Consider the following 24593-nt stretch of genomic DNA (forward strand, 5'->3'; position numbering starts at 1 on the left):
ATATGCCTAACCCTTTTTTGTTTCTATCGGATGGCTTATGGAATCGCTTTACTCGCATTTTGCTCAAGTTCTCGACCGCTATTTTCAACCAGATACAAAGATTGTCTTGGCGTTTAGCGGCGGGGTTGATTCGCGTCTGCTACTTGAGCTGCTCAGTCGTTATCAGCAAGTGAACTCAACTGAATCTAAGTTACTCAGGTGTCAGGCGGTATACGTTCATCATGGTTTAAGTTCGAATGCCGATGATTGGGCAGACAAATGCTTGCTATGGGCAAAATATGTGAACATTCCATGCACTGTTGAACGGGTTGAGTTAGACATCAACAGCGGTGAAAGTATCGAGTTGTTGGCACGTGAAGCTCGTTACCAAGCCTTAGAAAAGCATATCCAAATGGGTGACTTATTGCTGACAGGGCAACATGCCGATGACCAAGTGGAAACCTTCTTGTTAGCACTTAAACGAGGCAGTGGACCAAAGGGGTTATCAGCAATGGCTGAAAGCATGCCGTTTGCTGGTGGCATATTAGTTCGTCCGTTGCTGACCGTTAAGCGAGAGCAAATCGAAGTGGCAGCCAGAGAGCAAAAACTGGACTGGGTAGAAGACGAAAGTAACCAAGATATTCGTTACGACCGTAACTTCCTCCGTCATCGAATTGTGCCTGAGTTATCTGAACGTTGGCCGAGTGTCCATCAAGCCGTTCAGCGCAGTGCGAGTTTATGCGCGCAACAAGAAGCCTTGTTGGATGAACTGCTAGGAGCGGCATTTGAGCGTGTTTTGCAAACTGATCTCAGCGTGAGTATTGAAGCACTCAATGAACACAGTGAACTCGCGCGGGCAAGGCTTATCCGAATGTGGCTAGCAAAACTTGCAGTCAACATGCCGACGCAGGTGCAACTCAATCTGATTTGGAATGAAGTCGCTTTGGCGCAACAAGATGCCAACCCAAAGCTCAAGCTCAAACAAGGCGAAGTGCGCCGCTTTCAACATCGTCTTTACTGGGTGAAAGAAAGTGTCGATGTCACAACATGGCACAGCGAAATTCAGCTCGACACACGGTTGGTACTGCCTGAACATTTAGGAGAGTTGACGCTAAGCACAAGCTCAGATAACGCGACAATAGCGTTACCGTCCCAGCCAGATCTGCTCAGAGTGACGTTTAATCCAGAGGGGCTTTCTGCGCACCCAACCACGCGGAATCACAGTCGTAAGCTGAAAAAGTTGTTTCAAGAGTACAATGTGCCAAGTTGGCTACGTCGTCAAATTCCGATTTTGATGTACCAAAATCAGGTAGTCGCCGTTGGAGATTTGTTTGTTGATCAGGCTTTCAGTGGTCAAGACTGTGAACTTATCTGGCGCAAGTCGTTGTAATTCATGCCACAATATCGAATATAAAAAACAGATACTTAAATAAAAACGATTAGGTGAAGCAATGAAGAAAGCAATCATGGGCGCAATGGTTGCGCTAACCATGTTGAGTGGGCAAGCACTGGCTGCTGGAGATGCAGCGGCAGGACAAGCGAAAGCTGCTGTGTGTGCCGCTTGTCATGGCGCGGATGGTATCGCGGTGATTCCGGGCTATCCAAATCTGAAAGGGCAGAACGAGCAATACATTGAAAGCTCGATCAAAGCGTATAAAGCGGGTCAACGTACCGGCGGTCTTGCGCCTGTGATGCAAGCACAAGCGAACTTGCTCTCTGACGAGGATATTGCGAACTTGGCGGCATACTATGCTAGCTTAAAATAGGTACGAACAATAAGTTACGTTAAGCCAGAGTTTTTGCTCTGGCTTTTTGCTATTGACGAACACAACGTATGGTCTCAGTCACCTTGTATTTTGTTGCGTTCTTCGTCAAATAAACTCCATCAGTGTCAGGATTTTCAGTCGCTTGGTAATAACAAGGATTGAATGTTGTGGGACGCTAACCGATAATATGCGCAAACGATTGAAGCTTAAGGGATGAACATGAAAAAGATTGAAGCGATTATCAAGCCATTCAAATTGGATGATGTTCGAGAAGCATTGGCTGAAGTAGGCATTACAGGGATGACCGTCTCTGAAGTGAAAGGCTTTGGTCGCCAAAAAGGGCACACTGAGTTGTACCGTGGTGCAGAGTACATGGTGGATTTTCTGCCTAAAGTGAAGCTAGAAATCGTTGTGACTGAAGACGTTGCAGACAAGTGCGTAGAAACTATCATCGAAACAGCGCAAACGGGCAAGATTGGTGATGGTAAGATTTTCGTGACCGACGTAGAACGCGTAGTACGTATCCGTACAGGTGAAGAAGACGAAGACGCAATCTAACTCCGTCGAGATAGAATTAAGATTTCACTTCATTATGTGGTGAAAATTTGAGTAAGCTAAAAGGGAGCCGCGCATGGCTCCTTTTTTATTATTCGCATTTTATACCCAAGTAACTTCGAGATGCGTAGTTCAGCGAAAGTGACTTGGTTTGTAGAAGCGGCAACGTTCTGAATTCTGCATCTTGAAGCCACTCGGGTATATATGTGACATTTTTGTGTTTAGGTAGGTTTATGTATCAGCGTTTTGCTTTTGCGTTAGTTTTTCTCATTATCGCTGGGTTTGTGAGCTTTCAGGTCATTTTCACCGTGCCAGAACAGCCGCAAATTATTACTCAAACAGGGGCGAATATTACTCAAAACATCCGTTGTATGGAGTTTGATAAACCGCAAGCGCTCGATAAGGACGGTGAATTAAATGTCTTGGTGTGGAATATCTATAAACAGAACCGTGATAACTGGCAACAAGCATTGGATGCGTTTTCTGCCAATAAACAACTGTTGCTTCTACAAGAAGCGAGCTTAACGGATGAGTTTAAGAATTGGTTGGTAGAAGGGCATTGGGTGAGTAATCAAGTCAGTGCGTTCAAAGCATTGGGCAGCGGTGCTGGTGTGATTAGCATTGCTCAGCAAGCGCCAATCCGAGCTTGTGCGTATACATCGAAAGAGCCGTGGCTGCGTTTGCCGAAATCTGCGCTGTACAGCAAATATCAACTGAGCAATGGTCAAACTTTGGCAGTCGTGAACATTCATGCAATTAACTTTACCGTGGGCACAGAAGAATACACATCGCAGTTGTCTGCGTTAGAGATGGTATTGAAGGAGCACCAAGGTCCAATTCTGTTTGCTGGGGATTTTAATAGCTGGAGTGAAGAACGTGTCGCTGCGATGAAAAAGGCGTTACAAAAAGCGCATCTTCAAGAGGCTAAGTTTAACCAAGATGATCGAACTCAATTCATTACGGGATTGCCACTTGACCATGTCTTTTATCGTGGTCTGACCCTCAAAAATGCGAAAGCGCCGCAGAGCGACGCTTCCGATCATAATCCACTGTTGGTGTCATTTATGCTCAACGATGAGCGCTGACAGCGTTAAGTTCGCTTGAGGACTTAAGTAATAACGATGTACAGTGCCCAAATCACGTAGAATGCAATCCAAGGCAGGCTCGAAATAACAAGAGCCTGTCCGCGTTCAAACTCAGTCCAAGTTAGAACCACGCCATAACCTAATACAATGTACCAAGGCAGCAATAGCGGTAGTGAGCTTGCAAAATGTGACCATTCGTTGGTTAACGGCAGTTTCAACAGACCGTTAAGACTGTTTAGGTCTGCAGCGTAAGTCATCACTTCACCGTGTTTCAAAAGTAGGCTCGCGTAGCTGGCAATGTCACCCAGTACAGCAGGGAATAGGATTGCGCTTGAAGCGGCAAACCATTTCCAGTAACCGTATTGTTGTTTGCTCGCTTTTGTCGCTAGAAGGAACCAAAGCGACAGTAGAAGTAGCGTTGCAAAACGGTTAAACACGTCATTGATAATGGCACTTGCCATCAGCGTGTTCGGCTCCAACAGTTCAATCTGCTTAGGATCGATCTGTTGGAACTGAGCGGTTAATTGTTCACTCAACCAAGTGAAATCCACATTCGAGAAATAGGCACCCCAAAACAGGAATGGGCTGATCATCAAGAAGATGAACGGTTGCCACCCCCAGCCTCCACGCTGATACAGCGCCAAGAAGCACGATGTTGGAGATCGGAAAATATCCAACAACATTACAAGCGGGTTACTCGATGGGTTCATACACTTACCTTAGTTACGTCAACATACAACTTAAGCTTCTGACCTGGTTTCAGGTACTTCTGCTTTTGAAGAGAATTCCATTTCACGATGTCGTTACTCTTCACCTTAAACTTGCTTGCAATACCACTGATGGTGTCGCCTGAGCGTACGTTGTAGAACACAGTGCGAATTACCGCACCTTTGTCTGAGTTCTTCCAAATCACCAGTTTTTGACCGACGCGCAGTGTGTCTTTTGGTCCCATACCGTTCCATTTCGCTAGGGATTTATGAGAGACCCTGTTCTCACGCGCGATAGACCACAAGCTCTCGCCAGATTGGACGGTGTGCGTCAATTTGTATTGACCACGAGCTTGAGATTGCATTTTGTTGAGGCGATTTTCAGCACTTAAAGCGTACTTAGAATCGTCTTTTGTTGACGTTGGGATCATCAGGTACTGACCAACGCGGATATTGTTGTTTGATAAACCATTAGCACGTTGGATAACTTTCGTTGTCGTGCCGTACTTTTGAGCGAGCACGCTGAGTGAGTCACCAGACTTCACTTTGTAGCGTGCTACTTTAACCCCTTTACCACGGTTCTTTTTCACTTGGGCAAGGAACTGATCCTTTTTCTCAATAGGAATAAGAAGTTGATGTGGTCCTTCTGGGGCGGTAGACCATTGGTTGTAAGCAGGGTTGTAACCTTGTAGCTCTTTTACGCCAATGCCTGCGTAATCAGCAGCAATCGCAAGATCGAGTTGCTCTTTCGGATCAACAAGTGTCAGTACTGGTTTGTTTGGGATCGGTGGGATCTCGATGCCGTACTTATCTTGGTTAGCGACGATGTCGGCAAGAGCAAGGAGCTTAGGAACGTAACTGCTTGTCTCCTTTGGAAGATCCAAAGAGAAGAAGTCTGTTGGCTTACCAAGCTTTTTGTTCTTACGAATGGCACTTGATACACGACCACCACCACTGTTGTACGCCGCGATAGCATGATCCCAGTTACCATCAAAGCGCTTGCTTTGTTGCTCTAGGTAATCGAGTGCAGCATTAGTTGACGCGTACACGTCGCGACGACCGTCGTACCAGTAGTTTTGCTCTAGTCCCATCATTTTGCCCGTACCAGGCACGAACTGCCAAAGCCCTGCTGCGCTGCCGTGCGAGTATGCAAACGCATCAAACGAGCTCTCTACCACAGGCAGAAGCGCCAACTCCATTGGCAGTCCACGTTCTTCGATGCGTTTTGTAATCATGTACAAAAACGGCTGTGCACGTTCTGAAACGGTGCGCAGGTGGCTAGGGTGCTTCAAATACCATGTGCGGTAGTAAGCAATTTTCTTGTTGTCTGGGATGTCCATCTCAAGTTGCATGCCGATACGTCGCCATACATCTTTTTGTTCCTGAGGAGAAAGGGCTTTTGGGGTCTCTTTAGCAGATTTCTTTGCTATTGATTGCTTTTTCTCGGAGTCCGTTTGAGCCGCATCTTGTTTTACTGCTTGCTCGGACTTATTGGTTTCTGGTGCTGGAGTGTTTGTTGAATCTGACTGAGTCAATTGACAGCCAGAAAGTAATAACGCCAACGCCCAACTGTACTTTAAACGCATGGATTCAGCCTATTTAGGGCCTGTTTATCTTCTCCTGCCTGTCGCGCAGCTAAGGTGCGTGGCAGTCGCAAGATAATAGACATCTTGTAACACTAACTAAAAGTAGGGCACATAGCCGCTACTGTATGCGTTTGGGTGAAATACAAACTGCTTTATATCAGCCCCTAAACGCAATAGAAGCGCCAGAGGCGCTTCTATGAAAATCAGCTCACGATAATACTTGCGTCGAGCAAGTTTACAAGCAGAAATTGGTTAAAATTCGTTCTTCCACTCACGTAGAGCTGTAAAAACCGAGCATGGATCGCTATTTTCAATACGGTTTGCGACGGATTGAATAACTTCCGCGTTGGTCGCACGAAGGAATGGGTTAATGAGTTTCTCTTTACGCAGCGTTGTCGGGAGAGTTGGAATGTTCAGCCCACGTAGGCGATTTACGTCGTCGCGGTACTGGCGCAAGTGTTCATTATCCGGCTCAACGGCAAGGGCAAATGCTACATTACTTGCGGTGTATTCATGAGCGGAGAATACTTCGGTTTCTTCAGGAAGCTTGGAAAGCTTACTTAGGGATTCGAACATCTGCTCTGGTGTGCCTTCAAAAATGCGACCGCAACCAGCTGAGAACAACACATCGCCGCAGAAAAGCTTACCGTCGCCGACATAGCCAATGTGACCCAAAGTGTGACCTGGTAAGCCAAGTACCATAAAGATTTCGCCAAACAACTCTAGTTTGTCGCCTTCTTCCATCGCATTGGTTAAAGTTGGAATAGGCTCCGCTTTTGGGCCTACCACAGAAACATGTGGAAAAGCATGAACTAAATCTGGAACGCCACCAATGTGATCGTTGTGGTGGTGCGTAATTAAGATCGCTTCTAAAGTTAACTCGTTAGCCTGCAAATATTCTAACACTGGCTTAGCATCGCCCGGATCGACCACCGCACAACGCTTGTCGCTATTTTGTATCAGCCAGATGTAATTATCATTAAATGCGGGTATGCTTTTGATCTCTAACACGATTCGTTCTCCGTCACCCTTTTAATAGTCAGGTGGTTAATGAAACCAGCACTCAGCAACAAAACTTTACAGCACCCGTCGACTTGGTCAGAAATGAACAATGGTCCATGGGTACTTGAGTCAATCCAAACCCGCCTTGATGAGTGGTGTCCGAAGCTGTTCGGTTACCACATGTTGAAATTGGGTGGCTTGAGCTGTGAGCTAACCAGCTGTAGTTGTAACATTCAACACCAAGTCAACGTAGATATCCAGAACCCGTTGCATAATGTCATCGCAGATGGTTACGAATTACCCTTTTTAGAGAAAAGCTTTGATGTTGTTGTGCTGGCTCATCAGCTTGACTATGCAAGTGATCCCCATCGGTTGCTACGTGAAGTTGACCGCGTCATGATGGATGATGGTTATCTTATTATTACGGGGTTTAATCCGATCAGTCTCACTGGTGTAGCAAGTTTGTTGCCTTGGCGCAGAAACAACTTACCATGGAGCGGACGTATGTTCACCGCCAACCGTATCAAAGACTGGTTAGGTGTATTGAACTATCAAGTGATTCATTGTGACCGTTACGCGCTGTTTCCTATGACGCGTTACAAAACTATGTGGACGTGGCTAGAAAATAGCTTAGGCGATTGGGCATCACCGGCAGGAAGTTTGTACTATATCGTTGCTCGTAAACGAACGTACCCTCTCAAACCGATCAAGCCGCATTGGCGCTTGAAGAGAAAGTTAACACCATTGGGCGTGATGAACAGAGAGGGCAGTGCAGTGAAAAAGGTCTCAAGCGGTAAAAACTAAGACGCTTGGTACCCTGTATCTTCTTCGGTTGGGTTTTCTGCGGCTGCGCGTGCTAGCTCATCACAGATTTCGTTTTCACGATGACCCGCATGACCTTTCACCCAGTGCCAATCTACTTGGTGGCGAGAGGTTTCTTTATCGAGTGCTTGCCATAGATCGGCGTTCTTTACCGGCTTTTTATCTGCGGTCTTCCAGCCACGTTTTTTCCAGTTGTGTATCCATTGCGTAATGCCTTGGCGCACGTACTGGCTATCCGTTGTTAACGTTACTTGGCATGGCTCTTTTAACGTTTGAAGTGCCACTACTGCTGCCAACATTTCCATACGGTTGTTGGTCGTCAATGTGTAGCCTTTTGCTAGCGTCTTTTCTGTTTGCTTGTAACGCAGAACAATGCCGTAACCACCTGGACCAGGATTGCCTAAACAAGATCCATCAGTGAAAATCTCAACGTGTTTGGTCATATTTTTGGTACTATTAGCCGAAACATTTAATAAAGCATAGTCTGACACACATAACCTTATGAATACCAGCAGCAATTCTGAACATAATCGTATTGTCGTACTCGATACCGAAACCACGGGTATGAACCTCGAAGGCGGCCCGCACTACATGGGGCACCGCATTATCGAGATCGGTGCCGTGGAAATCATCAACCGTAAGCTAACTGGTCGTCACTTCCACGTTTACCTAAAACCGGACCGTGACATTCAGCCAGATGCAATTGAAGTACACGGTATCACCGATGAGTTTCTTGTCGACAAGCCGGACTATGCAAATGTCCACCAAGAGTTTTTAGATTTCATCAAAGGTGCCGAGTTGGTTGCCCACAACGCGCCCTTCGATACCGGCTTTATGGATTACGAGTTTGAAATGCTCGATCCGACGATCGGTAAAACGGATGACTTCTGTAAGGTGACTGATACCCTTGCCATGGCGAAGAAAATCTTCCCAGGCAAACGAAACAACCTCGACGTTTTGTGTGAACGTTACGGCATTGATAACTCACACCGTACGCTCCACGGGGCATTGCTCGATGCGGAGATTCTAGCTGACGTTTACCTACTGATGACTGGTGGACAAACAAGCCTAGAATTCAACGCTAACAAGAGTGACGGCGGTGCAGAAGGTATTCGTCGTGTTGAAGGAAGAAAAGCGCTAAAGGTTTTGCGTGCAACTGCCGATGAAGTAGAAGCACACCAGAAAAGATTGGAACTGGTGAACGACAGTATTTGGCAGTAATAGGAGAGACTATGTTGAGGGCTTTGTCAGTCGCTATTTTAGCGTTCTGGAGTTGTTTCGCGTTTTCTGCGAGCGAGTCCGCCATGTCTTTGTTAGATAACCGATTTCGTGTCGACCCAACCATCGAACAAATTACCTTTCTGGTTTATCGCGAACAGAGCTCTCAGCCCGTTGTTCTTGTCCGTCCTGATGGCAAAAAATATTATGCATGGGGTACCTACGACAATGTGCGTTGGTACCAAGAGCCTTCTCTGGACATCATATCGATTGATAATCCAATGCCAGGTCCTTGGCAGGCTGTGGGTAAGGTCACTCCTAAAAACAACATCCGTCTGATTTCACATCTCAAGCTGAGTACCGATGTGTTCCCTAATCGCCTTTACCACAGTGAGGCGCTTAAGTTCACCGCGCGTTTAACCTCAGACGATCAACCGTTGGTATTGAGAGATTTTCTAGACCGCGTCAATCTGCGCGTCACCTTCACCAAATTTGTTGAGAATGAAGACGAACTGATCAAAGAAGCGCGACCAGTACCTATGGTGATCGGTGAGTTTGCCGATGATGGTCGTGGTTTGGATGAAAAAGCAGGTGATGGTGTATTTACGGTTCAGCTACCAATTGATGTTGAGCCGGGTAAGTACCGCGCACGCATTACATCAGGTAACGGGGTTTTCCTGAGAGCGCAAGAACAAATCGTGCTGGTCTATCCATCGCCAATTACGCGCACCTTTATTCAATCACGTCATGCAGACCAACCGCATCAGCTGGTGGTCAGTGGTGAACAAGGCATGATCACTCCGGGCTCTATTGCGGTGAACATTGAGCAGGAAGCGCCCGATGGTTTTATCAGTTATAGCCAAGGTCAAGTGTCGGCTGATGGCACGAAAACCACGCTCAAAATGGACAATGATCCAGAGCTAGGTAAATACTCATGGCACGGTGAGGTGTTTGCAACTGACTTAGCGACTAAGCGTTCATTAGTCTTCCCAATCAAAGAACAGTCATTTAGTGTTGTTGAAGAGGTGGATCTTGAAGCGGCTCGTGTCGCGAAAGAGGCGGAACTCGCTGAGCAGCGTCGTATTGAAATGGAAAAACGCATCATTGCTGAGCGCGAGGCGGAACGTAAGCGCAGCATGATCATCATAGGTATCGGAAACGTCATCGCACTGATTCTAGTGGTGCTATTCTGGATCATATGGAGCAAGGTAAAAGCTAAACGTCAAGCTATGCCAGAGATGCAGTTGGAAGTCCCTAAGAAGTAGGGCAAAGAAATGAGATTATAGAACGGAGCCGATTGGCTCCGTTTTTGTTAAATCGTCTTACTAGAGTTTTATACCCAAGTAACCTCAGATACTCGGTTCAGCGAGAATGAGTTGATGTGTAGACGCTGCGGCGATTTAAAGATCTTGATTCTAAATCAAGAATCGGCAACAAAGTATACAAGCCAAGGCCCTTACTATTTGTAAAGAGTGCCCTTTGAGAGTGTGTCATGAACTCGCTTTTTTATTAAACCAATGGCTGCACCAAACAACTTGGAAAGAGCTGGCTATTATACTGCGTTATTTTCCTTACTCTCGAATCAATGACAACGCTCTGAATCCTGTATCTTGAAGTCACTTGGGTGTACTTTGGTTTAAAAACTGATATTTACATTGTGTGCTGCGTTTAAATTGAGGACTTTAGCTGTGACAATCAAATTATTAAATCTAGATCATTTACCTTTGCAAAGAGCGCTAGTGGAATCTGCATGCAACGCCTTTGTGCACGAAGAAGAGGTGGTAGCCGCAGTATTGCTTGGCTCATTGTCTTCAGGAAAAGGGGATCGTGTATCGGATGCGGATGTTATCGTGTTTACCAAAAATAACTTCCATAAAAATGTCACACCTTGCTTTGCTCTGTTTGAGGAAGACAAAGAGATCTTCTATCGTCTTGAAGGCGATCACAATGAGAATGCTTGCTTTAAAAAATACATCTTTAACGATCTGACCAGTGCAGAGATTCATTGCTTGGATCTTAATGAACCTTTCCAACTTTCAAGACCCTTCAAAGTTCTATTCGATAAAGCTGATATCATCGATGAGTTAGTAACCGATGAGCCAGCCCCAAAGCACGAAGATTTTCCCGTTTATACAAGTGGAGACCAAGGTCTGATTTGGGAGCTGTTTGACTGTATAAAATGGCTGAGTCGCGACAACAATGAGTTGGCAAAAAACTACCTCAAGAAACTCGCAGACAAGCTCTAGGTATAGTGTCTTACAAGCCGCTTGGTGGCTAGGAGGTGTTTATGAAGTACAAAAAACGTCGGACGTACAAATATAACCTTCATTCCGAAGAACAGATTGAAACCGGTATCGCCCTCGCGCAGCCTTTTGACAGCCCGTTTCTCAGCCTATCCGAGCAAGGGGTGCTGACGATTAAGAAAGGTTACTCATGGGATGGAGCGAGTGGTCCTGCGATTGATACTCAAAACATCCTCAAGGCGTCTTTGGTGCATGACGCGTTGTACCAGCTCATGAGGGAGGAAGTATTGCCGCAAAGCAGTCGAGAGCAAGCGGATAGGCTTCTACGTCAAATATGTCTCGAACACGGCATGTCGAACTTTAGGGCTTCCTACATCTATTACGGAGTCAGAGTGTTTGGTGGATGTTTTTCCAAACCGGATCTTTTATCTGTCTAGCTAGGCTCTCTTGGTAAGTAGATTCTGAATCACGTTCGTTCCTCACTGTTCAGAATGACGAAAACCTAGGAACACTGTGCGTGTAGTCACTTGATAACTCAAAGTAAACCGTCATTCTAGCGAGCTCCAGCGAGATTAAGAATCTGCTATCAGCACTCTAGGACTTTGGGACGTCCTTATCTAAGGAACACGTGGAAAGTAGATTCTGAATCACGTTCGTTCCTCACGGTTCAGAATGACGAAAACCTAGGAACACTGTGCGTATAGTCACTTGATAACTCAAAGTAAGCCGTCATTCTAGCGAGCTTCAGCGAGACCAAGAATCTGCTATCAGCACTCTAGGACTTTGGGACGTCATTATCTAAGGAACACGTTGAAAGTAGATTCTGAATCATGTTCGTTCCTCACTGTTCAGAATGACGAAAACCTAGGAACACTGTGCGTGTAGTCACTTGATAACTGGTAACTCAAAGTAAACCGTCATTCTCGCGAGCTTCAGCGAGACCAAGAATCTGCTATCAGCACTCTAGGACTTTGGGACGTCATTATCTAAGGAACACGTGGAAAGTAGATTCTGAATCACGTTCGTTCCTCACTGTTCAGAATGACGAAAACCTAGGTACACTGTGCGTGTAGTCACTTGATAACTCAAAGTAAGCCGTCATTCTAGCGAGCTCCAGCGAGACTAAGAATCTGCTATCAGCGTTCTAGGATCTTGGGGCATCATTATCTAAGGAACACGTGGAAAGTAGATTCTGAATCATGTTCGTCCCTCACTGTTCAGAATGACGAAAACCTAGGAACACTGTGCGTATAGTAACCTGGCAACTCAAAGTAAACCGTCATTCTCGCGAGTTTCAGCGAGACTAAGAATCTGCTATCAGCGCTCTAGGGCTTTGGGGCGTCATTATCTAAGGAACACGTGGTAAGTAGATTCTGAATCATGTTCGTCCCTCGCTGTTCAGAATGACGGAAATCTAGGTACACTGTGCGTGTAGTCACTTGATAACTCAAAGTAAACCGTCATTCTAGCGAGCTTCAGCGAGACTAAGAATCTGCTACCAGCGTTCTAGGACTTTGCGAGCGCCGTGTTGTGCGAAGCAGAGATTCAATAAAAAACGGGAGCCTTAGCTCCCGTTTTGCTTTTCTATTTTTCGTTTAAGTGATTACCTGCTTAAGCGACGTGCTCCATCTGAGGGTAAAGCGGCTTTGCGGCTAATAGCTCTGGCTCAAAGTCGTCTACGTTGATGGTGTCTAGACGATGCTGCTCTGCTTCTCTCAACAGATCCGCTTCTTCTTGAGTGATTACACCTTGCTCTAAACCTTCTTGAGCGATCATATCCAAACGTAGGAATGGGCGACGCTTGCCTTGCGCTTTACATACCTTGTCGAACACAGGCTCAGCTTGAAGAATCACAGACAGTGCTAGCTCAATTTTACCTGCTGCATTGTGCTCAGTTGGTTCTAGGTACTGACCACGACCAATGCGTGAGCGTGTTGCACTTGGTGTTTGTAGAATACGAGCTACTTTGCTGTCTAGCTTATCACTTGGCGCTTTACGTACACGACCAAATGGCATGATCAATACACGCAGTGCGCGACCGATCACTTTATTAGGGAAGTTCGCTAGGAACTCATCAATCGCTGCTTCAGTCTGCTTCAAGCTGTCTTGTAAGCCCCAGTGTACTAGTGGTAGGTCTTCAACCGGACGACCATCTTGCTCAAAGCGTTTTAGGGTTGCAGAGCCAAGGTACAGCTGACTTAGAATGTCGCCAAGACGTGCAGACAGACGCTCTTTACGTTTCAATGAGCCACCTAGCACCGCCATTGAGATATCCGATAGCAGAGCAAGGTTTGCACTGTAACGGTTCAATTGTTGGTAGTAACGCTTAGTTGCATCTTTAGTTGGTGATGAGGAACCCAGACCATCACTTAGACCAAACCAGATACTGCGAACGAGATTACTCATCGTGAAGCTGACATGACCCGCTAGCGCTTTGTCGAATTTCTCAACCGCATCGCCTGCGTCAGAGTAAGCCGCGTTCATCTCTTCAAGAACATACGGGTGACAACGAATCGCACCTTGACCAAAGATGATCATTGAACGAGTTAAGATGTTTGCACCTTCTACCGTTACCGCGATTGGCGCACCTTGGTAACCACGCGCTAGGAAGTTAGAAGGACCCATACAGATACCTTTACCACCTACGATGTCCATCGCGTCGATGATGCTTTGCTGCCCACGGTGAGTACAGTGATATTTCACGATAGCCGAGATAACCGAAGGTTTTTCACCAAGGTCAATACCAGCTACAGTTAAGTTGCTTGCCGCATCCATAACGTAAGCATTACCACCTAGGCGTGCTAATGGTTCTTCTACGCCTTCCATATGACCGATAGGTTGTTTGAACTGACGACGAATGCGCGAGTAAGCGCCTGTCGCCATCGCGGCAGTTTTGATGCCACCTGTTGAGTTAGAAGGCAGTGTTATACCTCGACCAACTGACAGACATTCAACCAGCATACGCCAGCCTTGACCTGCCATTTTCTCGCCACCAATAATGAAATCCATCGGAACGAAAATGTCTTTACCGCGGGTTGGACCGTTTTGGAATGGTACATTAAGCGGGAAGTGACGATTGCCGATCTCAACGCCTTTTAGGTCCGTTGGAATAAGCGCACAGGTGATGCCCAACTCTTTTTGGTCGCCTAGCAAGCCATCAGGATCACGCAGTTTAAAAGCAAGACCAAGTACCGTTGCGACAGGAGCAAGAGTGATGTAGCGCTTGTTCCATGTTAAGCGCATACCAAGCACTTCTTCGCCTTCCCATTCGCCTTTACATACAATGCCGTAATCTGGGATTGAGCCTGCATCGGAACCTGCTTCTGGGCTAGTTAATGCGAAACATGGGATTTCTTTACCTTCAGCAAGACGGGGTAAGTAGTGGTTTTTCTGCTCTTCAGTGCCGTAGTGTTGCAGTAGTTCACCAGGACCTAACGAGTTTGGAACACCAACTGTAGATGACAAAACGCCAGAAACACCGGTTAGTTTTTGTAATACCAAAGATTGAGCGTATGCAGAGAACTCAAGACCGCCGTATTTCTTCTTGATGATCATGGCGAAAAACTTATTGTCCTTAAGGTATTGCCACACTTCTGGTGGTAAATCTGCAAGTTCGTGCGTTACCTGAAAGTCACTAACCATGGCGCACACTTCGTTTACAGGACCGTCTAAGAAGTCTTGCTCTTCTTTACTTAATTTAGGAGCTTTGATGGCATGAAGTTTTTGCCATTCAGGTTTGCCCTTAAATAGTTCTGCTTCCCACCACACTGTACCGGCGTCTAATGCTTCTTTTTCGGTTTGAGACATAGCAGGTAGGACTTTCTTAAACAGAGCAAGTGCTTTTCGACTAATGAGGGATTGGCGAATGCTAGAAACCGCGAACACTGCAACGGCAAGAACGTAAAGTACCCAGCCAATAAAACCAACTGAGCCTGCGATAGTCAGTGCTAGCATGGCAGCTGTTAGCAGGCTGACGGATTTCACGAGTGACATTCTGTGGTAAAGCGTAATGCCTAACACAACTGTCATCGCTACGATTGAGAGCAAGATGTCCATATGTTTTTTCCTTCTCAGACTTTAATTATGTTGTACGTCTGTATTTTGGTAAGAGGTCTAACCAGTTCTCGTAAGTGTAATCAAAATATTAAAGAAATGTAAAACACAACATTGAGCAAAAAGTGATCTAAGTAGAGTTAAAATTCTAAAGTTGAGAGTTGGGTGATGATTTCATAAGCAAGTTAGCAAGTTTATTACCGTGAAGAATCCAAATCTTGTGGTTCGCTATCGACACTAATTCTCGTTTGTGGGTAAACTCAGAGTAATGAAATGTGCAAGGCAATTGCCTCATCAGCACAATTTGCTAAGCGAGAGGCTCAACCTCACTGTTTTGGCCGAAATAATAAAGAGAACGTCTTATGTACCAAGATCTGATTAGAAGTGAATTAAACGAAGCTGCTGAAGTTCTGAACAAGTTTTTAAGTGATGATCACAACATCGCGCAAATCGAAGCAGCAGCGAAAATGATTGCTGATTCTTTCAAGCAAGACGGTAAAGTGCTGTCGTGTGGTAATGGTGGTTCGCACTGTGACTCAATGCACTTTGCAGAAGAGCTAACAGGTCGCTACCGTGAAAACCGTCCAGGTTATGCTGGCATCGCTATTTCAGATCCAAGCCACCTTTCTTGCGTAAGTAACGACTTTGGCTATGACTTTGTCTTCTCACGTTACGTAGAAGCAGTGGGTCGCAAAGGTGATGTTCTGTTCGGTCTATCGACTTCTGGTAACTCAGGTAACATCTTAAAAGCGATTGAAGCAGCCCAAGCAAAAGGCATGAAGACGATTGCGCTAACGGGTAAAGATGGCGGTAAGATGGCCGGTCTTGCAGACATCGAGATCCGCGTACCGCATTTCGGTTATGCAGACCGTATCCAAGAAGTACACATCAAGATCATTCACATCATTATTCAATTGATCGAAAAAGAGATGGAATAAGATTTACAACTAAGCTGAATGATGGCTTAGTTGTGTTTTAAGGTAAGGAGTTCGTTAAACCATGTGTGAATTGCTCGGCATGAGCGCAAATGTTCCAACCGATATTTGTTTCAGTTTTACTGGATTGATGCAGCGCGGTGGTCGTACTGGTCCGCATCGTGATGGTTGGGGAATCACTTTTTATGAAGGAAAGGGATTCCGCACTTTCAAAGATCCAAACCCAAGTTGTGACTCAAAGATTGCTGAATTAGTGCAAAACTACCCGATAAAAAGTCGCGCAGTAGTGAGTCATATTCGCCAAGCTAACCGAGGTGGTGTGAATCTGGAAAACACCCATCCGTTTACGCGTGAGCTTTGGGGGCGTTACTGGACTTTTGCACACAATGGTCAGCTGACCGATTACCAAGATTTGTACACAGGGCGTCACCGTCCGGTAGGGCAAACTGACAGTGAAATGGCATTTTGCTGGCTATTAAAGCAGATGGAAGATAAGTATCCTGAGCCTCCTCAGGATATGGAAGCGGTCTTTATCTATGTCGCTGAATGTTGCGACAAGCTAAAAGAGAAAGGCGTGTTCAATATGCTGCTCAGCGACGGTGAGTTTGTGATGACTTACTGTACCAACCATTTGTATTGGATTACCCGTCGAGCTCCATTTGGCAAGGCCGCTCTGTTGGATGAAGATGTAGAAATCAACTTCCAAGAAGAGACGACACCAAATGATGTGGTTTCTGTGATTGCAACTCAGCCGCTTACTGGCAATGAAACATGGCATCGCATGAAGCCGGGCGAGTACGGTTTGTTTCACGTTGGGGAATTGGTATTGAACAATGCCAAAGCTCTGGAAGATGTTCCATTTGCTGCACCGAAGCCAGGTAACCAAGCGCCGACTGAACCGTTGGAGTGATGGTTTTTGACAATGAACATCTAGATAAAGCTCGCTTAATCGCGAGCTTTATTTTTATGCGTCTTAAACCGAAGGTGGGTACAGATGAGCATTTTTACTTCCTAGCGTATTGATAATAGATTCCTAGTCTCGCTAAGGCTCGCTGGAATGACGTAAATGATTGAAGTTAAATTGATTTTTCTTTGCCTGCAGCGTCATTCTGAACGACGAGGAACGAGTCAGATTCAGAATCTACTATCCGAGTGTTGTATTGCTAAGGTAGTGTCAGGGACTTTTTAGGTTGTTAGTTTTGGTTTCTAGTTTGACAATGGCTTCATTGAGTCAAGCTTATAAGATTTAAAATAACAAAAGGCAGCCTGATGGCTGCCTTTTTGCGTTTGGAATTTGGTATTCAGAATTACTCGTCAGCGTAGCCGTGTTCACCAAGCTCGAAACCATCAAGAAATGCTTTGTCATCTTTCATGGTTAAGCGCTCTTCTACTAACCACTTAGTCACCATTGGGTAGATCTTGTGCTCTTGAGTTTGAACGCGAGCGGCTAGAGTATCGGCATCGTCGTCTTCAAATACTGGCACTTTTGCTTGCAACACCACAGGTCCGCCGTCTAATTCTTCTGTCACAAAGTGAACACTGGTGCCGTGTTCTTTGTCGCCTGCATCAATCGCGCGCTGGTGGGTGTGTAACCCCGGGTACTTTGGCAGAAGAGAAGGGTGGATGTTGATCATCTTGCCCAGATAGTGGGAAACAAACGCGCTGCTCAAAATACGCATGTAGCCTGCGAGCACAATGACGTCTGGTTGGTACTCATCGATTTGCTGCATCAGTTCAGCATCAAAGTCTTCGCGTGAATCAAATGCTTTTGGATCGACAAAATGGTCGTTCACATCAAACTGCTTTGCACGTTCTAAACCATAAGCGTCAGCTTTGTTGGAGAATACGGCTGCGACTTGTGCATTTGGCATGTTGTCTTCGCAAGCTTCCAAGATAGCTTGCAGGTTACTGCCGTTACCTGAAATGAGGACCACTATGTTTTTCATGATATTGAGACTGCCTTGATACTGTAGGTTTGACGTGCGTAATTGCTAAATTACCTACTATTAGAATGGTTTTCGATGTTCCAGATAGCAGAATGAGGACTATATCCCCAAATGACTTCATTAGGCTGGATTCAGAGCTTTGTCACCAATTCTAGTTCAAGGAAAACAACGCAGTGGAATAGTAAGCTTTTTCCAAGTTGTTTGACGATGAAATCGTATTGGTGACATGCTCCCGAAGGGCGAGCTGTATTGGCTTGTATACTTTGTTAACGATTTTTGATTTAGAACCACTAGATCTTCAAATCGTTGTCGCGCCTACAAACCAATTCATTCTCGCTGAACCAGCATTTAGAAGTTATTTGGGGATAACATCCCCATTCTTTTTATTTTTTGAGCTTGATTCGCAAGTTATTGGATTTCGACTTGCTCTTCATTGGCTTCTGATTGAGCAATTTCACCAATCACCCATGCGTTTTCGCCTTCTTCTTTAAGAAGTGCAACTGCTGCGTCCGCTTGGTCTTTTGGTAGTGCAACGACTAGACCAACACCACAGTTGAACGTACGGTACATCTCGTGTGTTTCGACGTTGCCTTTCTCTTGTAACCATTTGAAGATGATTGGCCATTCCCAGCTGTTACCATCGATAACGGCTTTGGTTCCTTCAGGCAGTACGCGTGGGATGTTTTCCCAGAAACCACCACCAGTGATGTGAGAGATCGCGTGGATATCGTGTTTCTCAATCATCTTAAGTGCTGATTTGATGTAAATCTTAGTTGGTTCTAGAAGGTGTTCGCCAATAGTGCGACCTGCTAGCTCTTCGTTCTTATCTGCGCCAGAAACTTCTAGAATCTTACGGATAAGCGAGTAACCGTTCGAATGTGGACCGCTAGAGCCAACTGCGATAAGTGCATCACCAGCAGCTACTTTAGTACCATCAATCACATCTTCTTTTTCCACTACGCCAACACAGAAGCCTGCAACGTCGTAGTCTTCGCCTTCGTACATGCCTGGCATTTCAGCGGTTTCACCACCGATAAGTGCACAGCCTGCTTGAACACAGCCATCAGCGATACCAGAAACTACGTCTGCCGCTGTGTCTACATCCAGTTTGCCTGTCGCGTAGTAATCTAGGAAGAATAATGGCTCTGCACCTTGAACGATTAGATCGTTTACACACATTGCCACTAGGTCAACGCCAATAGTGTCGTGCTTGTTCATATCCAGCGCTAGGCGAAGTTTTGTACCTACACCGTCAGTACCAGAAACCAGTACAGGCTGTTTGTATTTAGTTGGTAGTTCACACAATGCGCCAAAACCGCCGATACCACCCATCACTTCAGGGCGATGAGTACGCTTAACCGCACCTTTAATACGATCTACAAGCGCGTTGCCTGCATCAATATCTACACCAGCGTCTTTATAGCTAAGAGAAGAGTTGTTACCACTCACAGGGAAGTCCTCGGTTTTTAAGTTGGATATGAAAACGGCGCTATTCTACCAGTGGTTAAATACAGATAGCAAACGTTTGCGTCGGTTTTTTTCTTTAGTGATCTATCCTGATATCCCTGCAAAAATCATGTATAATCTGAAGGTTTGTTTAAATATTGCCAATAAAGCCGGAGATGGAAATGAAAGTTGTTGAAGTTAAACACCCTCTAGTAAAACATAAAATCGGTCTAATGCGAGAAGGTGACATCAGCACGAAGCGTTTTCGTGAGTTAGCGACAGAAGTCGGTAGCCTACTTACTTACGAAGCGACTGCAGACTTTGAAACAGAGAAAGTAACCATTGAAGGTTGGAATGGTCCTGTAGAAGTTGACCAAATCAAGGGTAAAAAAGTAACAGTAGTGCCAATCTTGCGTGCAGGTCTAGGCATGATGGATGGTGTTCTAGAGCACATGCCAAGCGCGCGTATCAGTGTTGTTGGTATCTACCGCGATGAAGAAACACTAGAGCCAGTACCATACTTTAACAAGCTTGCTTCTAACATCGATGAGCGTATTGCTCTAGTTGTTGACCCAATGCTTGCAACAGGTGGTTCTATGATCGCGACTATCGACCTTCTAAAAGAGAAAGGTTGTCAGGCAATCAAAGTACTTGTTCTTGTTGCTGCTCCTGAAGGTATCGAAGCGCTAGAAAAAGCTCACCCAGACGTTGAGCTATACACTGCTGCAATCGATGAGAAGCTAAACGACAAAGGTTACATCGTTCCTGGTCTAGGTGACGCTGGTGACAAGATCTTCGGTACTAAATAAGCGTTATTGCTTTTACTGAATTGAATAAATAAAGGCTTGGTGAAAACCAAGCCTTTTCTGTCTCTGCTATGTGGAAGCTAGAAGCTAGATATGAAAGTGATAACCGCGCGACTCAAATCAATTAAGCCGCACGATAAATTACTTCGCGTTGTCTTCTTCCATCTGTGCATTATCCACCACGTGGTTTTCACCAAGATCGTGTGGTAGCACAAGGTTAAGAATGATAGCCACGATACCACACAGGCTCACACCTTGTAGGCTAAACTCGCCAATACCGAAAGCCATGCCACCGATACCAAATACCAGTGTTACTGCGACGATCACTAGGTTACGTGATTTGTGCAGGTCCACATTGTTTTTGATGAGCGTGTTTAGACCGACGGTTGCAATAGAACCGAACAATAGGATCATGATGCCACCCATGACCGGAACAGGGATCGTTTGTAGAATGGCTCCGAGCTTACCCACTAAGGCAAGTACGATTGCCGTGATCGCCGCCCATGTCATGATCACAGGGTTAAAGGCTTTAGTCAGCATCACTGCGCCCGTTACTTCGCTGTAAGTTGTATTTGGTGGAGCACCAACCATAGAAGCCGCAATTGTTGCCACCCCGTCACCCGCAATCGTGCGGTGAAGACCAGGTTTCTTCAGGTAGTTTTTACCCGTTACGTTTGAGATAGCCAGCATGTCTCCTACGTGCTCTACCGCTGGTGCGATCGCAACTGGGATCATGAATAAGATAGCGTTGATGTTAAACTCTGGCGCCGTGAAGTTTGGCATGGCTAGCCAAGCAGCTTGAGCTACTGGAGTGAAATCAACCACACCATAGAAAAGCGAAACAGAGTAACCCGCTAAGATACCGCCGACGATAGGCACCAGTTTTAGGAAGCCTTTCGCGAATACACTCAGTGCGATGGTCGTTAGCAACGACACTGCTGAAATGATAACTGCAGCATCACCATTTACGAGTTGGATGGCACCATCACCGGTTTTACCTACCGCCATGTTTACTGCTGTTGGTGCCAAACCAAGACCAATGACCATAATCACCGGACCTACCACAACTGGTGGTAAAATTTTATGGATGAAGCCGACACCACGCACTTTGATCATCGCACCAAGCGCGACATAAACCAAACCCGCCGCCATTAAGCCGCCCATAGTCGCACCGATACCCCAAGTTTGGATACCGAACATAATAGGAGCAATAAACGCAAAAGAAGAGGCAAGGAAGATAGGAACGGAACGTTTAGTTATTAGTTGGAAAAGAAGAGTACCGACACCAGCACCAAACAGAGCAACGTTTGGGTCAAGACCAGTAAGAAGTGGTACTAATACGAGAGCACCAAAAGCGACAAAGAGCATCTGAGCGCCTTGTAACGCGTTTTTCATAATAATTCCCTATTTCAAAGATACGCAGACAAATCCGGCGAATCTTATCATCTGGCAATCGATTGCAATGTTGCCTAGATCAAACTTTTGTGTGGATTTATAAGGTCGACGAATGTTTAGTTTCACTTACGTGTTTTAACTTGGTCAGAATACAGACAATTCACTCAGTACTCTTCTTGCTCACGGTTTGATAGTTGCTTATCATGCGGGTTCTTGTTCAGAGGATTATGAAAACTATGCGCTATTTAGCTCTCTTATTGATAGGTTGGTTGTCTCTGCCAGTTTATGCATTAACTCAGGTAGATATCTATCGTGCCGAAGTGGCGATCGACGGTGAGCAAAAAGACGGCGAAGAGCTCGCTCGTCAACAAGGTATGCAAGATGTGATTGTGCGTGCGACAGGTAGCCAATCTTCCCTTAGCAACCCGGTAATAAAGAAAGCAGTGGGTTCAAGTTCTCGCTACATTTCTCAGCTTGGTTATGGTCAGCTTGATGGTCAAAGCAGTTTAAAGATGCTGTTTAATAGTGGTCAGATTCGTTCGCTACTGACTCAAGCGCAATTACCATTATGGTCTCCAAACCGTGCCAACATCTTAGTTTGGATGGTAGAAGAGCAGGGCTATGATCGTACGATCACTTGGGAGCATTCAGACTCAACCAGTGCTGCTGCACTGCGCGCTGCGGCTGAATCTCGAGGCCTACCAGTCACTATGCCTGTGGGGGACTTTGATGATGTTACGGGTGTTAACGTGTCTGATTTGTGGGGGGGCTTTGTAGACCCAATCAGCCAAGCGAGTCAGCGTTACCCTGTTGATGCTGTGCTAGTGGTGCGTGTGCAAGGCGATAAAATTCGCTGGACGCTATATGATCAATCACCAGCGCAACTTGCTCAATCGCAACAGTCACCTCGCAGTGGCTCAGCGTCTGGTGCAAATGCAATCTCTGCCATGATGGGTGGTATCGCAGACTACTACGCGAAGAAGAGTGCTGTTGTGGTATCAAGCAAATCATCTGAAGCGATTGATGTGAAGGTATTAGATGTCGCATCAGCGGTGGACTTCTTTAATCTTGAGAACTCATTGACGAAGCTAAACTCAGTTGCGGGTACTGAAATCAAACGAATTCAAGGCAATCAAGTGACGTTAACGATTCACTTGTTGGCATCTCAACAAGCGTTTGAACAAGAAGCGTCTTCTATCCGTTCACTTGAGATTACCGAAGACCCGCTTGAGAATGTAGAGCCGTCAGCACCAGCCCAGCTTCCTGAGGAAGTTGTTCAACCAACGCAATTGCCAGCGGAAACAACAGAAGATCAAACCGCTCAAGTCGTTGAGCTCGATACGGCAACGGAAACAAATGTGGCAACTGAGCCGGCATCAATCACACCTGCTGTTGCACTACAACCAGCGCCAAAGCAGTACGATCTGATCTACAAATGGAATGCTCCAGTTCGCACGAAAGCCGAGCCAGTAGAACAAGATTCTGAAATCGCGCCAGTATTGGAAACGGATGTGGTTGAAAACCTAAGTTAAGGTTTGTTCAAAACAAAAAAGAGTCGCTTAGTGCGACTCTTTTTTTGGTGGTTCTATGGCTGGAGATGTGATGAAGCTGGTTCAGCTTGAAACGCCATGTCCCCGTAATTGTTTCGCTTCTATTTATTGAACTTCGCTTTTTCTTCTTTTTCGACTTGAGATAAGCGTTTTAACTTCAGACCCAACTCTTTACCACGTGCTCGGGCAAACAAAATGTTACCTGCAAAGCCGAGTGAGGTAAGGAGCAACTCTACTGCGGCCAACCAACGCTCACCATCGTCAACATACAAAATCGTCAACGCATGCAAGAAATACAGCATCAGAACGAAGTTTGCCCAAGCGTGTGTGTAGGGTTTGCCCGCTAAAATACCAGGAAGTGGCAACAATAGAGGTATACACCAAGCAATCGCCAATGTAGTGCTGCTTAGATGTGGGTGAGGGGACAACGCCAGTTGCCAAATCGCAACCCAAGCCAATAACGCCAAATTGCCAAACAGCGCCATGTAGCGATAGGTTTGAGTGCGTGTGCTAAGAGGTGGTTGGTCAATAATGTCAGACATCGATTTACTTATCCTTGAGCTTACTGACTTCCTTTGAGCTTTTTCGCTGTGGTTGCCAGTCGTTTTCCTAATTGTTGTGCGAGACGAATCTCTTCTGCCGTGAGACTTGGCTCTTGTCCTACACTGCTTGCACCATAGGGTGTGCCTCCTGATTGCGTGGTGTGCAGTTCTGGCTCTGAATAAGGGATTCCTAATACCATCATGCCGTGATGCAATAATGGGGTCATCATGCTTTGTAGCGTGGTTTCTTGACCACCATGCATGGAAGACGATGAGGTAAACACACAAGCTGGCTTATCGATAAGGTCGCCATTCACCCACAAAGGTGTGGTTTGATCCCAAAAGTGCTTGAGCGGCGCTGCCATGTTGCCAAACCAAACTGGGCTGCCAAACGCGAGACCATCGCACTGCTTCAACTCATCTAGAGTAGCAATTGGATCAGAAGGGGTATGTGAGTGAGGTGACAATTCTTCAACTGTACGTAAAATCGCTTCGCAATGAGGAGTCGACTCGACTCCTCTTGCTATTTGTCTTGCCAGTTGTTTTGTCGAGCCATGACGGCTGAAATACAAAATGAGGATCTGGCAATCCATTTACAGAATTTCCAAAACTTGTTCTGGTGGGCGACCGATTTTTGCTTTCCCATTTGCAACTACTACTGGGCGTTCAAACAGTTTCGGGTTTTGTGCCATCGCTTCGAACAGTTGCTCATCACTGACAAAGGCTTCTCCCAGTGCCAGCTCTTTGTAGATGTCTTCTTTGGTACGCATCATTTCGCGTACGGAAGAGAAACCAAGTTGAGCATAAAGCGCTTTCAGTTGTTCAACATTAAGCGGTGTATCAAGGTATTTAACCACTTCCGGTGTTACGCCATTTTGCTCAAGCAGTTCAAGTGTTTGACGGCTCTTTGAGCAGCGAGGGTTGTGATAAATCACGACTGACATGGTTTTCTCCATT

Annotated in this window: 24 protein-coding genes; 13 read left to right on the forward strand and 11 right to left on the reverse strand. The window is 45.8% G+C overall.

Annotated elements, in window-relative coordinates:
• The first annotated feature begins 37 nt into the window (after positions 1-37).
• From tilS to MHO32_RS18545, 4 genes are all read left to right on the forward strand, one after another.
• Complete coding sequence (tilS, locus tag MHO32_RS18530; protein ID WP_239213357.1) at positions 38-1369, forward strand: tRNA lysidine(34) synthetase TilS; 1332 nt, start codon at positions 38-40, stop codon at positions 1367-1369.
• A gap of 61 nt (positions 1370-1430) precedes the next feature.
• On the forward strand, positions 1431-1745 hold the full coding sequence (locus tag MHO32_RS18535) for a c-type cytochrome (RefSeq protein ID WP_050933321.1): 315 nt from the start codon (positions 1431-1433) through the stop codon (positions 1743-1745).
• A gap of 219 nt (positions 1746-1964) precedes the next feature.
• Positions 1965-2303 (forward strand): nitrogen regulatory protein P-II, encoded by a 339-nt coding sequence (gene glnB / locus MHO32_RS18540; protein WP_005436810.1) that lies wholly within the window; start codon positions 1965-1967, stop codon positions 2301-2303.
• 230 nt (positions 2304-2533) lie between these two features.
• Positions 2534-3385 (forward strand): endonuclease/exonuclease/phosphatase family protein, encoded by an 852-nt coding sequence (locus MHO32_RS18545; RefSeq protein WP_029789633.1) that lies wholly within the window; start codon positions 2534-2536, stop codon positions 3383-3385.
• A gap of 23 nt (positions 3386-3408) precedes the next feature.
• On the opposite strand, the gene MHO32_RS18550 is transcribed toward MHO32_RS18545, so the two are convergent.
• The 3 genes from MHO32_RS18550 to gloB form a co-directional block, all read right to left on the reverse strand.
• Entirely contained in the window at positions 3409-4095 is a 687-nt protein-coding gene (locus MHO32_RS18550) for a YIP1 family protein (protein WP_005446147.1), read from the reverse strand.
• The gene (locus MHO32_RS18555; RefSeq protein ID WP_239213359.1) at positions 4092-5678 is read right to left on the reverse strand and encodes a lytic transglycosylase; all 1587 of its coding nucleotides are present in this window, start codon (positions 5676-5678) and stop codon (positions 4092-4094) included. Before MHO32_RS18555 ends, MHO32_RS18550 begins: the two co-directional genes overlap by 4 nt.
• Before the next feature lie 252 nt (positions 5679-5930).
• Complete coding sequence (gene gloB, locus MHO32_RS18560; protein WP_009703865.1) at positions 5931-6689, reverse strand: hydroxyacylglutathione hydrolase; 759 nt, start codon at positions 6687-6689, stop codon at positions 5931-5933.
• A gap of 39 nt (positions 6690-6728) precedes the next feature.
• Here gloB and MHO32_RS18565 point away from each other — a divergent pair, with 39 nt between their 5' ends.
• Positions 6729-7484, forward strand: coding sequence for a class I SAM-dependent methyltransferase (locus tag MHO32_RS18565; protein WP_005446141.1), 756 nt, complete (start codon positions 6729-6731; stop codon positions 7482-7484).
• On the opposite strand, the gene rnhA is transcribed toward MHO32_RS18565, so the two are convergent.
• Positions 7481-7945, reverse strand: coding sequence for a ribonuclease HI (gene rnhA / locus MHO32_RS18570; RefSeq protein WP_050933738.1), 465 nt, complete (start codon positions 7943-7945; stop codon positions 7481-7483). The two genes, MHO32_RS18565 and rnhA, sit on opposite strands and share 4 nt — an antisense overlap.
• Positions 7946-8003: 58 nt before the next feature.
• On the opposite strand from rnhA, the gene dnaQ reads away from it, so the two are divergent.
• The 4 genes from dnaQ (at position 8004) to MHO32_RS18590 (ending at position 11400) form a co-directional block, all read left to right on the forward strand.
• Positions 8004-8723 carry a DNA polymerase III subunit epsilon gene (gene dnaQ / locus MHO32_RS18575; RefSeq protein WP_038899081.1) on the forward strand — a complete coding sequence of 240 codons (720 nt, stop codon included), beginning with the start codon at positions 8004-8006 and terminating at the stop codon, positions 8721-8723.
• An 11-nt stretch (positions 8724-8734) separates the two neighbouring features.
• Complete coding sequence (locus MHO32_RS18580; RefSeq protein WP_009698629.1) at positions 8735-9985, forward strand: TIGR03503 family protein; 1251 nt, start codon at positions 8735-8737, stop codon at positions 9983-9985.
• 474 nt (positions 9986-10459) lie between these two features.
• The gene (locus MHO32_RS18585) at positions 10460-10966 is read left to right on the forward strand and encodes a nucleotidyltransferase domain-containing protein (RefSeq protein WP_239213361.1); all 507 of its coding nucleotides are present in this window, start codon (positions 10460-10462) and stop codon (positions 10964-10966) included.
• Between the two features lie 41 nt (positions 10967-11007).
• Positions 11008-11400 (forward strand): DUF1353 domain-containing protein, encoded by a 393-nt coding sequence (locus tag MHO32_RS18590; RefSeq protein ID WP_017189238.1) that lies wholly within the window; start codon positions 11008-11010, stop codon positions 11398-11400.
• Between the two features lie 1174 nt (positions 11401-12574).
• Here the strand turns inward: MHO32_RS18590 and fadE are convergent.
• Complete coding sequence (fadE, locus tag MHO32_RS18595; protein ID WP_017189239.1) at positions 12575-15019, reverse strand: acyl-CoA dehydrogenase FadE; 2445 nt, start codon at positions 15017-15019, stop codon at positions 12575-12577.
• A 359-nt stretch (positions 15020-15378) separates the two neighbouring features.
• On the opposite strand from fadE, the gene lpcA reads away from it, so the two are divergent.
• Positions 15379-15954, forward strand: coding sequence for a D-sedoheptulose 7-phosphate isomerase (lpcA, locus tag MHO32_RS18600; protein ID WP_005436835.1), 576 nt, complete (start codon positions 15379-15381; stop codon positions 15952-15954).
• A 61-nt stretch (positions 15955-16015) separates the two neighbouring features.
• Positions 16016-16861, forward strand: a complete 846-nt coding sequence (locus MHO32_RS18605) for a class II glutamine amidotransferase (RefSeq protein ID WP_005445320.1) — start codon at positions 16016-16018, stop codon at positions 16859-16861.
• 397 nt (positions 16862-17258) lie between these two features.
• Here the strand turns inward: MHO32_RS18605 and purN are convergent, their stop codons facing one another.
• Both purN and purM read right to left on the reverse strand, forming a co-directional pair.
• A complete protein-coding gene (gene purN, locus MHO32_RS18610) occupies positions 17259-17897 on the reverse strand; it encodes a phosphoribosylglycinamide formyltransferase (RefSeq protein ID WP_239213363.1) in 639 nt (212 codons plus the stop codon).
• 408 nt (positions 17898-18305) lie between these two features.
• Positions 18306-19346, reverse strand: coding sequence for a phosphoribosylformylglycinamidine cyclo-ligase (purM, locus tag MHO32_RS18615; RefSeq protein WP_239213365.1), 1041 nt, complete (start codon positions 19344-19346; stop codon positions 18306-18308).
• A gap of 179 nt (positions 19347-19525) precedes the next feature.
• On the opposite strand from purM, the gene upp reads away from it, so the two are divergent.
• Positions 19526-20152, forward strand: coding sequence for a uracil phosphoribosyltransferase (gene upp, locus MHO32_RS18620; RefSeq protein WP_005445324.1), 627 nt, complete (start codon positions 19526-19528; stop codon positions 20150-20152).
• Positions 20153-20290: 138 nt separating this feature from the next.
• Here the strand turns inward: upp and MHO32_RS18625 are convergent, their stop codons facing one another.
• Positions 20291-21544 carry a uracil-xanthine permease family protein gene (locus MHO32_RS18625; protein ID WP_005433047.1) on the reverse strand — a complete coding sequence of 418 codons (1254 nt, stop codon included), beginning with the start codon at positions 21542-21544 and terminating at the stop codon, positions 20291-20293.
• 236 nt (positions 21545-21780) lie between these two features.
• On the opposite strand from MHO32_RS18625, the gene MHO32_RS18630 reads away from it, so the two are divergent.
• Entirely contained in the window at positions 21781-23076 is a 1296-nt protein-coding gene (locus tag MHO32_RS18630; RefSeq protein ID WP_009698622.1) for a DUF2066 domain-containing protein, read from the forward strand.
• A gap of 119 nt (positions 23077-23195) precedes the next feature.
• Here MHO32_RS18630 and MHO32_RS18635 read toward each other — a convergent pair whose 3' ends face one another.
• From MHO32_RS18635 to arsC, 3 genes are read right to left on the reverse strand one after another with little or no spacing between them, the layout of a single operon-like run.
• Positions 23196-23636 (reverse strand): DUF2069 domain-containing protein, encoded by a 441-nt coding sequence (locus MHO32_RS18635; protein ID WP_009698621.1) that lies wholly within the window; start codon positions 23634-23636, stop codon positions 23196-23198.
• A gap of 20 nt (positions 23637-23656) precedes the next feature.
• Positions 23657-24229, reverse strand: coding sequence for an NAD(P)H:quinone oxidoreductase (wrbA, locus tag MHO32_RS18640; RefSeq protein ID WP_005445329.1), 573 nt, complete (start codon positions 24227-24229; stop codon positions 23657-23659).
• Positions 24230-24580: an arsenate reductase (glutaredoxin) gene (gene arsC / locus MHO32_RS18645; RefSeq protein ID WP_009698620.1), complete on the reverse strand. Its 351-nt coding sequence runs from the start codon at positions 24578-24580 to the stop codon at positions 24230-24232.
• Positions 24581-24593 lie beyond the last annotated feature (13 nt).

This window comes from Vibrio sp. MMH1-50 (assembly GCF_022347645.1).
Classification (GTDB): domain Bacteria; phylum Pseudomonadota; class Gammaproteobacteria; order Enterobacterales; family Vibrionaceae; genus Vibrio; species Vibrio harveyi.